Annotated in this window: 11 protein-coding genes, 1 tRNA gene and 3 pseudogenes; 7 read left to right on the top strand and 8 right to left on the bottom strand. The window is 60.9% G+C overall.

Annotated features, from left to right (window positions below; genetic code table 11):
- The first annotated feature begins 420 nt into the window (after window positions 1-420).
- Window positions 421-495: transfer RNA gene (locus tag PGX04_RS00800), tRNA-Met, on the top strand.
- A gap of 355 nt (window positions 496-850) precedes the next feature.
- Here PGX04_RS00800 and PGX04_RS00805 read toward each other — a convergent pair.
- The 4 genes and pseudogenes from PGX04_RS00805 to PGX04_RS34955 form a co-directional block, all read right to left on the bottom strand.
- Entirely contained in the window at window positions 851-2077 is a 1227-nt protein-coding gene (locus PGX04_RS00805; protein ID WP_273736780.1) for a glycosyltransferase family 2 protein, read from the bottom strand.
- Window positions 2078-2475: 398 nt separating this feature from the next.
- The gene (locus PGX04_RS00810; RefSeq protein ID WP_273736781.1) at window positions 2476-3420 is read right to left on the bottom strand and encodes an NAD-dependent epimerase/dehydratase family protein; all 945 of its coding nucleotides are present in this window, start codon (window positions 3418-3420) and stop codon (window positions 2476-2478) included.
- 332 nt (window positions 3421-3752) lie between these two features.
- Window positions 3753-4108: pseudogene (locus tag PGX04_RS00815) on the bottom strand (DUF7568 family protein); the annotation flags it as partial.
- A 9-nt stretch (window positions 4109-4117) separates the two neighbouring features.
- A pseudogene (locus tag PGX04_RS34955) lies at window positions 4118-4245 on the bottom strand (DUF7995 family protein); the annotation flags it as partial.
- Between the two features lie 195 nt (window positions 4246-4440).
- Here PGX04_RS34955 and PGX04_RS00820 point away from each other — a divergent pair.
- Window positions 4441-4968 carry a hypothetical protein gene (locus PGX04_RS00820; RefSeq protein WP_273736782.1) on the top strand — a complete coding sequence of 176 codons (528 nt, stop codon included), beginning with the start codon at window positions 4441-4443 and terminating at the stop codon, window positions 4966-4968.
- A 363-nt stretch (window positions 4969-5331) separates the two neighbouring features.
- Window positions 5332-6279: an NAD-dependent epimerase/dehydratase family protein gene (locus PGX04_RS00825; RefSeq protein WP_273736783.1), complete on the top strand. Its 948-nt coding sequence runs from the start codon at window positions 5332-5334 to the stop codon at window positions 6277-6279.
- 162 nt (window positions 6280-6441) lie between these two features.
- Here PGX04_RS00825 and PGX04_RS00830 read toward each other — a convergent pair whose 3' ends face one another.
- On the bottom strand, window positions 6442-7797 hold the full coding sequence (locus PGX04_RS00830; RefSeq protein WP_273736784.1) for an RNA-guided endonuclease InsQ/TnpB family protein: 1356 nt from the start codon (window positions 7795-7797) through the stop codon (window positions 6442-6444).
- Between the two features lie 56 nt (window positions 7798-7853).
- Between PGX04_RS00830 and PGX04_RS00835 the strand changes: the two genes are divergently transcribed.
- Together PGX04_RS00835 and PGX04_RS00840 are read left to right on the top strand one after the other, a co-directional pair.
- Complete coding sequence (locus PGX04_RS00835; protein WP_176548340.1) at window positions 7854-7994, top strand: hypothetical protein; 141 nt, start codon at window positions 7854-7856, stop codon at window positions 7992-7994.
- Window positions 7995-8634: 640 nt separating this feature from the next.
- Entirely contained in the window at window positions 8635-10023 is a 1389-nt protein-coding gene (locus PGX04_RS00840) for a phosphoglucomutase/phosphomannomutase family protein (RefSeq protein WP_273736785.1), read from the top strand.
- Between the two features lie 16 nt (window positions 10024-10039).
- Here PGX04_RS00840 and PGX04_RS00845 read toward each other — a convergent pair whose 3' ends face one another.
- The 3 genes from PGX04_RS00845 to PGX04_RS00855 form a co-directional block, all read right to left on the bottom strand.
- Window positions 10040-11041: a nucleotidyltransferase family protein gene (locus PGX04_RS00845; RefSeq protein WP_273736786.1), complete on the bottom strand. Its 1002-nt coding sequence runs from the start codon at window positions 11039-11041 to the stop codon at window positions 10040-10042.
- 871 nt (window positions 11042-11912) lie between these two features.
- Window positions 11913-12701: an acetoacetate decarboxylase family protein gene (locus PGX04_RS00850; RefSeq protein WP_273736787.1), complete on the bottom strand. Its 789-nt coding sequence runs from the start codon at window positions 12699-12701 to the stop codon at window positions 11913-11915.
- An 8-nt stretch (window positions 12702-12709) separates the two neighbouring features.
- A complete protein-coding gene (locus PGX04_RS00855; RefSeq protein ID WP_273736788.1) occupies window positions 12710-14077 on the bottom strand; it encodes an alpha/beta fold hydrolase in 1368 nt (455 codons plus the stop codon).
- A 447-nt stretch (window positions 14078-14524) separates the two neighbouring features.
- Between PGX04_RS00855 and PGX04_RS00860 the strand changes: the two genes are divergently transcribed.
- Together PGX04_RS00860 and PGX04_RS00865 are read left to right on the top strand one after the other, a co-directional pair.
- Window positions 14525-15178 carry a hypothetical protein gene (locus tag PGX04_RS00860; RefSeq protein WP_273736789.1) on the top strand — a complete coding sequence of 218 codons (654 nt, stop codon included), beginning with the start codon at window positions 14525-14527 and terminating at the stop codon, window positions 15176-15178.
- Window positions 15111-15415: pseudogene (locus PGX04_RS00865) on the top strand (NADP-dependent oxidoreductase); the annotation flags it as partial. The gene PGX04_RS00860 and the pseudogene PGX04_RS00865, both read left to right, overlap by 68 nt.

Consider the following 15415-nt stretch of genomic DNA (forward strand, 5'->3'; position numbering starts at 1 on the left):
TCTACTGTCCGGGTCATGAAGTACTTCCCGAGCAGGTAAATGAGCGCGAATGCGACGACGAACAAGACGACAGTCGTGACCGCGCTGACAAGTGGCGGGACGTACTGCTGCGGATCGATGGGGATTGCCTGTTGAAGTGGTTGCATAGCGGACTCTCCAAAGTCAATGCAGGCCCCTATTAAACAACTTGCTCTTCGACTGTCCTGTTGTTCGCCAGTTCTCTCAGAGAACCGCGCTGTGAGACGCTCTACCTGTGACGCAGTAGCGATTCACCACGGTAGCTGCAGCAGGACGCAGCGTCCCAGTCGCCGGGAGAGCGCCGCTTCATGCGTCGGTGGCTGCACGGCGATGCTCGGAGCAGCGGGCAGCGCGGGCACGCGAATCCCAACCCTTAATCAGGGCCACCAGAGACAGTCAGGCAGCGGGATGGGATAGCCAGGAGATTCCGGCGGGCTCATAACCCGCAGATCGGTAGTTCAAATCTACCTCCCGCTATCTGTTACGTGGAGGCAGGCGAGACAGCCTTGCCCTCAAGGCGGGGCTGAATCGCCGTCTTTGTTCACGTTCGGTGCGCATTGACATCCTCCCCTCCCTGAAGGGCGCGGCTTTGCGCCTGATTCAACGGAAAGACGGCGGACTGATCGGCATCAGCAACAACTTCACGTTTCGAGACACCATCTCCGCGCGTTCAGAGAACTCGCTCCGAGAAACGGAACCCAATTTCCCATCGTACGAGGCAAATGAGTTCCGAGCAATCCGTGAGAAACGAGCTGCCAAAGCGTTCAAAGATGACTTATGAAGTTAACATGCAGCCACGGTACGAACCGCGAGAAGAATGTTCGACGGAGCGCTACTGATTGACGGCGCTCAGGAAGAACGACGAGAACACCGTCTGGAGCCCGATGACGACCGCCGTAAAGGCCACCATCGCGCCCATCGTGAACTCGAGTGAGGCGAAGCCGTTCGTCGCCCACTGGAGGAGCAGGCCCGCCGCGTAGAGTCCGCCGACGGCGAACACGAGTAGGCCGGCCGTCGCACCGTGTTCGAGCGACAGTGACTCCGTCACGCGCTGCGTGATCGGATCCTCGGGTTTCCGGATGGGATCGGTCGTCACGGCGGCGAACACTCCAAGCGTGGAGATCTGATAGCCGACGATGGTCAACAGGCTCCCGGCGATCATCGAGTGGAGTCCGAGGGTAACGCCGTTGACTGCAGTGCTGGTGAACGTGACGCCCATCACGCCGATTCCGAGCAAACACATCAGGAGTCCAGGCGCCGAGAACAGATAGCCCGGCGCGTTCACGAGCATGAAGTGGACGTGCCGCCAGCCGTCGCGGAAACTCTCGAGGGTCTCCTCGCCTTCGCGTTCGTGGTAGACGATCGGTGTCTCGACGATCTCGAGATCCGTCGCGCCGGCTTTCATGATCATCTCGCTGGCGAACTCCATCCCGGTCGTCTCGAGGTCCATCGTCTCGTAGGCCTCCTGAGTGAAGATCCGGAACCCACTGTGTGAATCGCTCACCCCAGCGCCGTAGAACGCGTTCAGGAACGACGTCAACAGCGGATTCCCGATATGCTGGTGGAGCGGCGGCATCGACCCGGGCCTGATCTCGCCCTCGAGGCGACTCCCCATCACCATATCCGCGTCTTCTTCCTGGAGATGGGCCAGCAGGCGCGGGATCTGCTCGAAGTCGTAGGTCGTGTCTGCGTCGCCCATCACGATGTAGTCCCCTCGCGCGCGATCGAACGCGTACCGGTAGGCGTAGCCGTAGCCCTTCCCGTCGGGTTCGACAACGATCGCGCCCATCTCGCGGCCGATCTCGGGCGTTCGGTCGGTCGAACTATCGCTGAGAATGATCTCGGCGGTGATGCCGAGTTCGACGATCGCGGTTTTCGCTCGCTCGATACATTCACCGACGCCGTCCTCTTCGTTGAGTGTCGGCATGACGACGCTGATCGCCGGCGTCACGTCGCTGTCGGCCCCGACGAGCAACTCGTCCGCGTCGTGGATCGTGAGCCCTCGGTCCGTCGCTGCGTCGCCCACGTCCAGCGGAGTTGATTGGTCTTGTGTACTCATTATCACTTGAATCGCTACTGTGTCTATCTCTGTGTCTTTCGAATGGTAATAAGCATTCCTGAACATGATAATTCACCCGGTACTGTCTAGATAAGGGAAACCGCAAGACAGGACGACAATGAAGTGACGGTATCGGTTGTGAAATTACCATCTATGATTTAACATAAAGAGACCCTGTTCCACGAGCAGCGAAAATTCGGCTGCTTCAGCAAACGTCCCATAAACAGTAATGGTCCCAGATCCCATCGGTGTTGCTTCGACAGACGCTGAAACGGCGTTTGACGTTAGAATCGCTTAACTAGACAGTGCCATTCACCCTTTCATGTAATATGGATAAGTATGCAAATTTCACGCAGTTGCATCCGAGCAAACCATCTCCGTCGGAGCAGACGGCGTTCTCAGTTGGTCTCGAGCCGATCGACCAACTGACCAGCGATCCGACGGACTGCGTCGTCGCTGCTCAGGGTCGGTTCCCACCCGAGCGCAGCGAGTTTCTCGATCGAGAGGCGCATCTTCGGGACGTCGCCGGTCCAGCCGCGGTCGCCGCCGGTGTACTCGTAGGCAGGGTCGAGTCCCATCTCGTCCGCGACGATGTCAGCGATCCGATCGACAGAGGTCGTGGTTCGGGTTCCCAGATTGTAGGTGTGCATCGTCGCCGCCCCGGAGGCGTGCTCGACGACGTGGCGAATGGCATCGGCGCACTCCTCGACGGCCATGAAGGATTTCTCCTGGCGGCCGTTGCCGAGGATCGTCAGCACGTCCGGGTTGTCGTCGAGTTTCTCGACGAAGTCCGGCACGACACCGGCGCCGAATCGTGGTCCGAGGACGTTTGCGAACCGGAAATTCCAGACGGTAACGTCGTGTGAGTGCGCGTAGACGGAGAGGAGCGACTCCTCGGACAGCTTGGCAGCCCCGTAGTTGCTGATCGGTTCGAGCGGGGCGTAATCTTCCGGCGTTGGGCGCGGCGCTTCCCCGTACACGGTCGACGACGACGTGAACGCGATGTTGTCAACGCCGACCTCGTCCATTCGCTCGAGCACCGAATGCGTCATGCCGACGTTCGTCTCGAACTGTTTTCGCGGGTCGTCACTGTTGACGTACTTGTCGGCGGCCGCGCAGTGGAACACGGCATCGATATCAGCGGTGATGACCTCGTCGACCGTCGCCTGCAACGTGAGATCGCCCTGGAGAAGCGTTGCGTCGTCGGGGATCGAATCCTGAAGTCCGTTCGAGAGATCATCGACGACGACGACGTCGTTGTCGGGAACGAGTTGCCGGGTGAGCTCGGACCCGACAAGTCCTGCACCCCCAGTCACCAATAGTTGGCAGTCGGTTAATTCCATCAGCCGAATGTTTTTCGGGCGCAATATGTGTGTTGTGATTCGGAGTCCAGTGCGCGCTCGTGCACTCGGTGGCGGCGAGCAGACTGGTGGACAGAGCTGTAGTTGCCGCAAAACCATCAAGGAAATTGCAGAGATAGGGCGAATATCTTCTGTGGGATCAATCCACACCAAGGGGGCAAACAGCACTCGCTCACAGAGACGAGTACGGGAGGGGAGGTGATTTCGAACGGTTGATCGAAGACGAGGTGACGACGACTAGTTGAACTGCGACCGCTCCTCGAGACACATAGTAGCTTTGAGCGACTCGCTTGCGCTCTCACCTGCTGTTCGTATTCTGCGCCGTAGACGATTTGCGAGAGTGCCTCGTAGCCACAGCCAGGACAGTTGAACCATCGCTGGACCTTCGCATTATCCATAGATTTCTGGCCGACGATGACATCGTCGTTCGGACATTCCGGACAAAAGAGTTCGGGAGCCGGTTGGTCCCGAAGCATATCCCGAAAGCTGGTCGCTTCTTTTGTCTCGAAGCCTCGCGACCAGATTGGATAGCCGTCGACAAGGATCGCTGCCCGCCACTTGTATGCGTAGGAGTCCGGGGCGCGATGCAGAACAGCTCGTGCTCCAGTCGGTGTTTCGATATGCCAGCGTAGGTATTCGACTCTCGTGTCCAGTTAGTGACTCGAGGCATGATTACTCGGAAATGAGCGTTTGCTGGCACGATCCAGCACGTCTCGCGCACGTCAGTGTCCTCGAGGAGGCGATCGAGGTATCCGCGATGGCGGATGCCAGTCGGTGCTGCTCATATAATACCGGTTGAGAACCATCTATGAAAACCTATACCGGATCTTACCATTGTGTGACACACTCCAACAACGATGAACTCAGTGACTGCCGATCGCAACTCGAGGACGTCCCCGATCGCCCACGCCATCTCGGAACTCGAAACGGCGTGCGAGCAGGGGGATGTCAACAGTATTAAGACCACACTCAACCGACGTCGAAAGGCTGCAGGACTATATGATGAGTAACGATGACCATGACCTCGTCAAGGCTCGCCAGCAAGCAGTTCTCGAAAACCCAGACGGCTGTTCGGTCACCCAGCTCACAGCGGCGCTGGCCACGCTCGATGACGACGAACAGGAAGCGTGGCTCGAGGACCACCCCGAAATCCATGAGCGCCTGAAGAGTCCTTTTGGGAAGGTGGTTGAAGGGCTCGCCGAAGTTCTTAGTGAGGACCCTCTCCAGACACAGTACCTCGAGTTCACGATTGACGAGAGAATTTACCAGAATGCGGTGATCCACACGCGCGACGGCGAGACCCACCCCTTAGACCACGTGTATCTCTGGATGGCGTTCCCGGATGGAACCTACACCGCCAATATCAAACAGAACAACGTCCCGCCGGAGGTCGACCTCCAGGAGTGTCAGGTCGGGATCTGCTCCGACGAGGGTATCCCGCTGCTCCGGGCACCTGTTGTCAGCGAACCAACTGAACCGGCCCATGACGTGCTGTGTGTGAAACTCGATCCGAGTGATCGCGATGTCTGATGAGAGTGGTGCTCAGACAGACGAGACAGACCGGAACGATGCCGAATGGGTCCGTGACGCAGTGATTGAAGATGTCCTGGCAGGTCGTGCAAGGGTCTCAAGGTCGGGTGCCTGGGCTGCTGAACGCGTTGAAGAACCCGCAGAAGGGGTTCGTGTGTATCGGCTCGACGAAGTGATTGAGCCTGGCGACGACCGATATTCGGACGCAGATACGTAGCTTGCTCCCCTTCTCCGGCTGAACGCGGAGGACTCCCACCACGAGATTTCAGCTTGCGGTAGCGTCAGTCACACGTTTGCCGCATTGTATGGCATACTCCTAAGAAAATATATAGAGTTATCAGAGTTGGGTCACACCGTCACTGCATGGACGAGACGCGGATCCTCGTGACTGGCGGCGCAGGCTTTATCGGCTCGAATCTCGCAAATCACCTCGCGGCGGCCAACGATGTGATCGTGATCGACGACGAGTACCTCGGCACGCCCGCGAATCTCGACGAGGGTATCGAATTCCACAGCCGTAGCGTCCTCGAGGACGACCTCCCGACGGACGTCGACGTCGTCTTCCACCTCGCGGCACTCTCCTCCTATGCGATGCACGAGGACGATCCGACCACGGGAGCCCGCGTCAACGTCGAGGGGTTCGTCAACGTGGTCGAGCAGGCCCGCCAGGACGGCTGTGAGACGGTCGTCTATGCGTCGACGTCCTCGATTTACGGCAGTCGCACCGAGCCCTCGCCGGTCGACATGCCGGTCGCCGTCAACACCGGCTACGAAGCCTCGAAACTCGCCCGCGAGCGCTACGGCGAGTACTTCGCCAATCACTACGAGATGAGCGTCGCCGGGATGCGCTTTTTCTCGGTCTATCAGGGCTACGGCGGCGCCGAGGAACACAAGGGCGAGTACGCCAACGTGATCGCCCAGTTCGCCGACGATATCGCCACTGGCGACCAACCAGTACTGTACGGTGACGGCACACAGACGCGGGATTTCACCCACGTCTCGGATATCGTCCGCGGGCTCGAGCTCGCCGCCGACCACGAGCTCACCGGCATCTACAACCTCGGGACGGGCGACGCCTACAGTTTCAATACGGTCGTCGACATGCTCACCGACGAACTCGGGACCGATATCGAACCGGAGTACGTCGCAAACCCGATTCCTGACTCGGTGTACGTCCACGACACCTGCGCCGATGCGTCGACGATGCGCGAGGCGACCGGGTGGGAACCCGCGATCGACTTCGAGGAGGGACTCCGGCGGGTCTGTGCGCAGTACACCGACGCCGACGCAGCGGCCTCGAGCCACCAGTAGACTGGGCAGGCTTTTCGTCGGACGCTTCTCCCTCGGAGCTAATTGGCTGCGCCGTTGAGCAGCTCGCCCAATGACATCCTCCCCGGCGTGAACGCCGGGGTTTCCTCGCGCTGGGAGTCTCGGCTATGCCGAGTTGGTTCGAGAGAGCAAGCTCTCTCGTCATCACGAGACGACTTCGTCGTCTCGAACGACCACGGAGGCAACTTGCGGGTTCGTGTGCTCCTCGTTGGGACGGGGAGAGCGTGATGACTCCAGCCAGTCGTGACTGTCCCACTTGAGGCACACGGGCCGTGCCATCGGCCGTGCTACCGTTTCGTGCCGTTGACGAGACACAAAGTGTCTCGTTCGCCAATCAGAACTCGGAGAGTTCTGATGACGTCTCAGGAACGTCTCGCTTGCAACGAGATCCGCGTGGCCTTCGAAGCCGCAAGAACACGTCAGCGTGTCCTGGTGCCGAGTCGTGTCCTCGGTCGAACCGCAGTTCGGACACGTCTGGGAGGTCCACGCTTCCGTGCGGACTTCGACGGAGATGCCATACTCTTCGGCGGTATCGGCGAGTCGTCCGACGAACCGCCGGAACGCCCAGAAGTTGTGCAACTTGGCGTTCGTCCGAACCGACCAGTGCGTCTCGAGTACGTCGGTGAGATCGCCGACATATACTGTCGAAACGCCCTCGTCGTACAGCCGTTCGATCAAGTCGCGAGCGATTGCGTCCATTGCGTGGTTGCGCCGTCGCGTCCGGCGTCGATACAGTGAGTCGATTTGCTTCGAACTGTACCGGCCTTCGCGGAGCTTCGATTGCAGTTCTGCGATCCGTTGCGTAGTCTCGCGGAACCGCTTGAACAGGTCGCGGCCTTCGTACAGGTACTGCTCGCCAGTCGAAACCGTACAAGCGACGTTATTATTTGCGCCGATGTCCAGAGCGGCGGTTTCGTCCGCCAGTGGGTGTGCCAGTCGAGAATTGTCGATAGTGACTGGCTGAAAGGCCCTGAACATCTCGTTCACGTCGTCGTAATACAGTTCCAACCGGCCCTGTTTGTCGTACTCTTTCCAATTGGGTTCGCCGCGAACCTCGAGCCGGAGGCGTTCTTGGTATCCAAGACCGTACTCTTCTTTCAGGTCTTGGCCGACAAGTATCTCGAGCCGGGAGTAGTCGCCCCACTCGACCGAGTACGACGTGTTGCGGATGTACGTCCGCAGTTCGCGGCCCTCGTCTTGGTTGCCCCAGAAGCCGGGCTTGCCGTTGGCTTCGCCCTTCTCTCGGAGTGCGAAGAACGAGCGCCACGCTTCGCGGTTCTTGCGTTCGATCTGCTGAACGGTTGACGCGCCGAGCGTACCGCCGTACCGACCGCGGTACTCGTCGATTTCCCAAACGTCGCCGTCCGGGTCGTCGAAGTTGGTTCGGCGCTGATAATTGATCTCGTTCCAGAGAGCGGCTGAAGCGTCCAACAGTCGACGAAGCAACTCCTCGTCCTCGTCGGACTGAGGAACGACTTCGAACTCGTTGGTGCGCTTCATCGCTACTTCTGTGTACGAGCATAACTAACATAAACCTACGGGTTATCGTAGGTGCTGTGTCGAACCACGTTAACATCGAAGTCCCCGACGACGAACAGTACGAGCGCATCAAACGTGTGAAAAACGAACACGGCCTGACGTGGCGAGGGATGTTGATCCACGCCGCCGACGACTTGGAGACTCCGGCCGAGGAGTAATCGGTGGTTCGCGTCGTCGAATGACGCGATTCACGCCCGTCCTCAGAACGTTTCGCGTTCTGATGTGCGAACGAGACGCTTCGCGTCTCGTCAACGCCATAAACGGCGGGACTCTCTCGCTGTTTTAGGTAGTCCGGCCCGAGTCGTAGGGTGCTTAGTCACTTCTCACCCACAGCCACTGCACCCAGTTGTCCTCTCTTAACCACCCTGGACAGGCGACAGGAGACCACGGCTGTCCGTCAACTGGTGCGCCAGCCCGAGCAGTGCTCCGGCAAGCGAACAGCCGTGAGGAGGGTTCTCGCCGATGATCGCCCGCTCGTGGGCTGTCGCCTCGCGTATCGTGCCTGGAATGTTCCCATTTCATCACGATTAACACCAAGGAGTGACACACCGGCCATCACGTGGACGGGTCCGCCAACGGTCGTGTGCTCGAGCGTGGCACCGTCGGCCACCGCAAGTCGCCGGCCAGATGTCCACGGTCACCAGGTGATGTCGAACGCCCAGTCGTGGAGCGAGACGCTGCCACCCCATGACGCGGCGAGACAGTCGACACAGCTGAACCGAAGAACACCCCTGTGACGTCGGGGAGACACGCACAACGAGACAGTGTCCTTTTGTTAGATGTGAACAAAATCAGTGTATGGACACTGATGCAATTACGTTCGGCACGGATGGCTGGCGGGCACCACTCGAGGAGTTCACGGTCCCGCGCGTGCGGGCCGTTGGCCAGGCAGTCGCAACCTATCTCACGGACACCGGCGATGAGCGACCAGTCGCAGTTGGTTACGATGCCCGGGAGCGCTCGGCGGAGTTTGCCGAGGAGCTCGCGGACGTCCTGTGTGCGAACGGGTTTGACGTTGTCCTCCCGGAACGCGATCGACCAACGCCGGTGTTCGCCTACGGCATCGTCGACCGCACCCTCGCGGGCGCGCTCGTCATCACGGCCTCCCACAATCCGCCGGAATACAACGGCGTAAAGTTCATCCCAAGCGATGGGGCCCCCGCCCTTCCTTCGGTAACGGATGCGATCGCCGATCGACTCGCCGAGCCACACGCCGCCTCGAGTGGTGAGCGCGGGACGCTTCGCACGGCTGATTTCGTTTCGCCCCACGCCGAGCACGTGCTTGAGCTGGTCGATAGCGACCGTGTGGAGACCGATCTGACCGTGGCCTACGATGCCATGCACGGTAGTGGGCGGGCCACGACGGACGCCCTGCTCGAACGGGCCGGGGTGGCGGTCGACCGGCTGCGGTGTGAGTCTGATCCGACCTTTGGTGGAACCGCGCCAGAGCCCGCGCCCGAAAACCTCGAGCCGCTGATCGACCACGTCCAGTCACACGAGGCCGACCTGGGCATTGCGAACGATGGGGACGCGGATCGTCTTGCAATCGTCACTCCGAAACGGGGCTATCTCGATGAAAACCTCTTTTTCGCTGCGCTCTATGACTACCTGCTCGAACAGGCGTCGGGACCAGTGATCCGCACGGTCTCGACAACACAGCTGCTCGACCGGATTGCGGACGCCCATGGCGAGACTGCCTACGAAGTCCCGGTCGGCTTCAAATGGGTTGCCCAGGGGATGGCTGACCACGAGGCGCTGGTTGGCGGTGAAGAATCGGGCGGCTTCACGATTGACGGGCACGTACGCGAGAAAGACGGCGTGCTGATGGCCCTGATTGCAACGGCGATGCATGCCGAGGAACCACTCGACGATCGCGTTGATCGCCTGCTTGCCACCCATGGATCGATTCGGCAAGACAAACGCAGCGTTGCGTGCCCTGACGAGCAGAAAGCGGCCGTCCTCTCCGCACTCGAGGCCGAGATCCCCGACGCGATCGCCGGCGGCACTATTGCGGATGTGAATACCGCGGATGGATTCAAACTCACGCGCGACGACGGCTCGTGGCTGCTGCTCCGGCCGAGCGGCACCGAACCGGTCTTGCGGGTGTACGCTGAAGCGGCGGACACAACGCTGGTACAGACGCTGCTTGATGCCGGCGAAGAATTAGTGCGGGACGTCCGCAACTAGGAGAACGACAAGACGATTAGCGACCCATCGTACGTTCATCCGATGGCAAGACGGATCCGGTCGTGACCTCGAGGTCGGGCCCGATCAGTGCGCCGTCGAGCGAGCAGTCGTCGAGTTGCGTTTCCGCGCCGACGATCGACCGCTCGAGGGCCGTTCCCTCAAGTGTCACGCCGGGGAAGACGACCGCATCCTCAACCGACGCATCAATGAGCGTTGCGCCGTCCATCACGTGGACGTTCGGACCGACCGTCGCGTTCTCGAGCGTCGCACTGTCGGCCACGCGTGATTCCCCATCGAGATGCCAGGCAACAGCATCGAGATAGCTGGCCGGCGTGCCAATATCGAACCACGCACCCTCGAACGTATACGCGTAGGTCGCTTCCTGCGCTTGGAGCCACTGGATGAACCAGCCGGGTTCGTCGGGGTTGTTCTCCCCGGCGAGATAGGTCGCCAGCAGCGACAGCGAGTCCTGCGGGAAGGCATAGCAGGCGATCGAGACGAGCGTGCTCTTTGGATCGGCGGGTTTCTCCTGAAAGTCGACGACGCGATCCCCCTCGAGTTCGACGAGCCCGTAGGATTTCGCCTTTTCGCGTGAGCCAACGTCGTAGGCGGCGAGCGTCGGTGCGTCGCGCTCCGCAAAGATATCGACGAACGCCGAGATATCGAAACTAATCAGGTTATCGCCGGCGATGACCAACAGATCGTCATCGATCGCTTCCCGGTCGACGAGCTGTGCCAGTGCCCCGACGACGCCGAACTTCTCGTCTTCGTCAACCGTCTCCTCGATCGAGAGCCGTGGCTTGTCGAACTCGCTGGGGGCAAGATACGCCTCGAAGTCGGGGGCGAAGCACTCGTTCGTGCTGATGTAGACGTCGTCGATCCGCGCGTCCGTCTCGAGTTCGGCGAGGATCCGGTCGATCACGGTTTCCTCACCGATCGGGAGAAACATCTTCGGCCGCTCTTTTGTGAGCGGCCACATCCGCGTCGCGTACCCACCCGCGAGGACGACCGCGTTCATGCCGCCCAACCCTGGCAGACACACTCGAGCGAAACCGAGCTGGGGACGGCTGTGGCAGCCGTAGTCCAATAACCGATGCTTCCTGGAGCGCTCCACTGGGAGCACCCGTTCGCGAAAATCCTGTCCATTGCTACTAGCTATCTAGAGATTGCGCAATAAAAGAGATACCGATACTGCGCATTGATCCGTGCTAGCCGACCGAGTGGCGGGATTGACGCACGAAACGACTGCGAGCGATCGCCGACCGACAGCGCGAGTGGCGGGACTGAGACGAGCACCGAACGGCCTCGGGCCAGTTTACCCGCAAGTGAACGATAGTTCAAGGCCGTCGATCATCAACCGGCGCAGTTCATCGACTCGCATCCGCTTAGCTGTCGTGGACCAAAGACGCAACTCGCTCCACGATGCCGTCTTCGCCGTTGAGTGGAAGCAGGGGAGGGATGCCCCCTCGGACTCGATACGTCTGCGTCCGGAGTTGAGTGTCCGCTCCATGGCCGAAAGACCATGAATCTCCGAAGGGAATACTCCGGTTGCGCGTTTCCTCGCGGCTCACGGACGTTTCGCGTGGGCCGTCACAGGTCACCGTCCGGTGACGACTCCGGACATGCGTTCCAGCGCCATTAGAACTCGCCGCTTTCTGACTGGCTCGAAGATCGCGACGCGATCTTCGAACGCGTACAGCCGGGTTAAAGCGGCCTTCCTCCCGGATCATGCCGGGCATCTGTGGTGAGAAGATCCATCACTAGTAGCCTCTCTTACTACCACAACAAAACTCACTACCCGCTGCTCGACGAAAACGTCACTCACGGCCACGACGGAGGTCACCGCCTCAGCACGTGGCTCCCGCAAAAATGTGATTGCCAGCCGCTGCCTAGCCCTCCTCCGCGATATAATCCCGGATGCGCCGCCCCTGCGGATAGGTGAACGTGACCGTCCCGTGGAGGATCGACGGCGTCGAGAGCGGTTCCGTCGGGGCGAACTGTTGGGCCCGCGAGCCCTCGGGGAAGTCGAAGTCGATTCGGTTGACCTCGGCCTCATAGAGTTCGCTGACGAACGGGATCGGGAATTCGACGAGTTCGCTGATCTGTGCATGCCCGCCGGTTGGCTCCGGAAGCTGCCGGTGGGCGTAGTAGTGGAGGTGGCCGGTGAGCGTGTCGATGTGGTCGTCACCGACGCTCGCCTCAGTCAGAATTACCGGCTCACCGTTGACCGAGAGCGTCGAGACCAACTCGCCGTCGTCTTCCGCCCACTCACACGATCCGGCTTGACTCGGGATCCCGCCGCCCTCGCGAGCGAACGCCTGCATCTGCGGCGAATCGTTCCAGTAACCGACCCAGAACCGGCCGGGAACGGACAGCTCGCCCTGTGCCTCACTGATGGCGGTGCTGTCGTGGTCGGCGACCTCCACGGTTAGGTAGGTGAGCGTGTACGGCTCGAGGTGGCTCGTCTGCGTTGCCGACGGTACCTGATACATGTTCATCTGGACGAGGTTGTTCGGGTGCGGTTCGAGGCCCAGTGGTAACGCCGCCTCGAGCACCTCAGGATCGGCCTCGTAGCCGACGATAAGCATGCGTGCGTTCTTGATCAGCTGTGGCGCCGGGACCTGCGTCCCGTCCGGCATGCCGGTGTACGTCTCGGGAGAAAACTGGTTAGTGGTCATGGGTCTGACTATTTGTTCACGTCGACGCCGACGTCCTCGGGCGCGAACACGTCGGGAACGGGCTCGTCTCGGACGCCACGGATATCGTCGAGCACGGGCTTTATGTAGGCCCGGAAGAGCTCCGGCCGCTCGCTCATCGGGAAGTGACCGGTCGCTTTCATCTCGTGGGCAGTCGCGCCGTCGCCGATAGCCGCGGCGGCCTCGCGCGCATCGTCGGGGTTGGTCAGGTAATCGTACTCCCCGTTCATGAGATACATCCGCACCTGCGTGGCGACGATCTCGTCGGCGGACTCGCGATAGTCGTGTTCGACAGAGTAGTAGTGGAGGTCGCCCTTGAGGACGCCGTTGGCCCCCTGTTCGTATAGATAGAGCGTTTCGCGGCGCGCCCACTCCGGCCCGTGGGGAGCCATCAGACCCCATGTGGCAGAGGAGTTCACGTCGTTCGTGTTGACGTGCGGGTGGTCGAGCCACTGGATGTAGAACCCCGGCGTGAACAGGCCTGCCTCGAGGCCGATGAGCGCTTGGAACCGGCCGGGGTACCAGTCCGCCAGTTCGAGCGTGATCGTGCCGCCCATGCTCGAGCCGATGAACACCGGATCTTCGAGTTCAAGCGCATCGGCGATGGAGACGATCGTGTCCGTAAACCGTTCGGCGGTGAGATCGTACTGATCGGCCCACCACGACTCGCTCGATGGGGGAATTGACTTCCCGTGTCGCGGCAGGTCGTATGCGATCACACGGAAGTGTTCGGTAATCTCCGGGTCATTCAGAACGTGGCGCCACTGCTGGTTGTTACAGCCCGCCGTATGTTGGCAGAGCAGCGGAATGCCGTCGTCAGGTCCCGCTGCCTCGTAGTAGATGCGATGATCGACGCCGTCGAGATCGACAGTGACGTACTGTCCGGTAATCGGTTCGTCTGCCGGTTCCGATGGCCGGATGGTACCCTCGGTACGCGGTTCGCCACCGGTGTGGGCCGTCCGCATCAGATCGAGTGCCCGCTGGAACGAGCGGAAGTTCTGGAAGATTTTCTTGTGGTTTCCGATGAGATCGAAATACCCTTCTTCCCCCTTCACCGCGGTGCGGTAGAAGGACGCGAACACCTCGTTGTGGTGAGGCGCAGGCACCTCGCTCACGAATTCATCCCACGCGTCGCGCGGTCCGACGACGCCGAACGACCAGGCATCGTCTAGGCCCGGGGTTCGGACGTCCTGTACCGCACCGTCCAGCATCTCGATGAGGAAGTGCTCCTCCCCAATACCGACGACGAAATTCTCATCGAACGCGTCCCGGCCGTGTAGCTCCATTTCCGGGTCAGCGTTGACGATCGTTTGATACTCGGTCCACCATTCCTCGCTGGCAAGTGTCTCCTCTGTCATGAATTCGTCACCCAGCTTCCTCCAGCCGTGTAGCGCACACGCTACCGAGAGGGTGGCGTTAGCCCACCACGTACGGGAGGATAAACCCGCCGGTGAGCAGCAATGGCAAAGAGACGGCCCTCAGATATCCGCAGACAGAACGCGGAATCTTCCGAACTCGTTCCCACTCGGTGGCGGACAGCGGTTCGCCCTCATCCGACGTCGTCAGGAATGCGATCGTGGTCGGCGTGTCCGCCAGCGCAGTGATGACACGGAACAAGCAAAAGCCCCCTTAGAGTGAAAGGATGCCAAGGGCTCTGCGCTGTGGACAAAGAGGAAACGAATCAGTACTATTCCGGGTAGCGAAAGGAGTGGTCTGTTCACGGCCGAACGTAACCTCATGAAAGAACCAGCGGACGAGCTGAAGGCGGGCACTGAAGATCGTGATCCCCGTCGGACGTCGACGCGTTGACGTCGCCGGATGACCTCGGTCGTGGTGAGCGGACGCGCGATGATTTCTTCGATGCCGTCATCGGGCCCGAGGCGGCCGCCGGGAGCGACGCCCGGCATCGCGGCGCTGGCCCTGGAGCCGACCATACTGCGATCGGCATGGCCCCACAGTGCCGCCACGAGGGGACCGCCGTCGACGAGTCCCGGCATCCTGCCAAGCTCGCCCCCGGGACGCGCCGAGTGGACGACGGACAGAGTCCACACGGTAGTCCACCGCTCTGCAAGGGTCACTCGACACCAGTCGTTGAAACGGCCTCCCATATGGCTGCGATGCGCACGGATGCGACCACCGCGTTCCGCGCCGAGAACATTCGCCTGGACACCGATCGCGGGAACAGCTGCACGGCATTCGAAATCGATGCCGTGGTGATGGCCGTGATCAGACTCGCCGAGTGGATCTCGGAGCAGGTCCGCCACAGTGGCGTCAGCTGGGGCGGGGTCTGTTGCCCGCAAAATGGCGATGCGAACACGGCTGTGCCCCATCACGTCCCAGTTGCTCCTATCACCACCGTCATGACCGAGGCCGCCGAAGTGGCCGAGAGACATGGTATCAACACACAATCGACAGTGGCACCTCGCGAGCAGACCGACCGGCGAACCGACGGCCGATGATTTCGAACTGACCGAGGAGACGATCCCCGAACCGGGACCGACGGAGGTCCTCGTCCGGACCGCGTACCTCTCCGTCGATCCGTACATGCGTGGGCGGATGCGCGACAGCGAGTCCTACGCCGACCCGTGGCCCGTCGGCGAACCGATGCGGGCACGGGCCGTCGGCACGGTCGTCGAGTCGAACCACGCCGCGTTCGAGGCCGGCGACACCGTCTCGGGCAACCTGTACTGGGCCGA

Source organism: Natrinema soli (assembly GCF_028618695.1).

What these genes read in the sequence shown, in the direction of transcription:
- PGX04_RS00805 (WP_273736780.1), bottom strand. Translation starts at nt 2,077, where the DNA reads ATGAGTACACAAGACCAATCAACTCCGCTGGACGTGGGCGACGCAGCG.
- PGX04_RS00810 (WP_273736781.1), bottom strand. Translation starts at nt 3,420, where the DNA reads ATGGAATTAACCGACTGCCAACTATTGGTGACTGGGGGTGCAGGACTT.
- PGX04_RS00820 (WP_273736782.1), top strand. Translation starts at nt 4,441, where the DNA reads ATGAGTAACGATGACCATGACCTCGTCAAGGCTCGCCAGCAAGCAGTT.
- PGX04_RS00825 (WP_273736783.1), top strand. Translation starts at nt 5,332, where the DNA reads ATGGACGAGACGCGGATCCTCGTGACTGGCGGCGCAGGCTTTATCGGC.
- PGX04_RS00830 (WP_273736784.1), bottom strand. Translation starts at nt 7,797, where the DNA reads ATGAAGCGCACCAACGAGTTCGAAGTCGTTCCTCAGTCCGACGAGGAC.
- PGX04_RS00840 (WP_273736785.1), top strand. Translation starts at nt 8,635, where the DNA reads ATGGACACTGATGCAATTACGTTCGGCACGGATGGCTGGCGGGCACCA.
- PGX04_RS00845 (WP_273736786.1), bottom strand. Translation starts at nt 11,041, where the DNA reads ATGAACGCGGTCGTCCTCGCGGGTGGGTACGCGACGCGGATGTGGCCG.
- PGX04_RS00850 (WP_273736787.1), bottom strand. Translation starts at nt 12,701, where the DNA reads ATGACCACTAACCAGTTTTCTCCCGAGACGTACACCGGCATGCCGGAC.
- PGX04_RS00855 (WP_273736788.1), bottom strand. Translation starts at nt 14,077, where the DNA reads ATGACAGAGGAGACACTTGCCAGCGAGGAATGGTGGACCGAGTATCAA.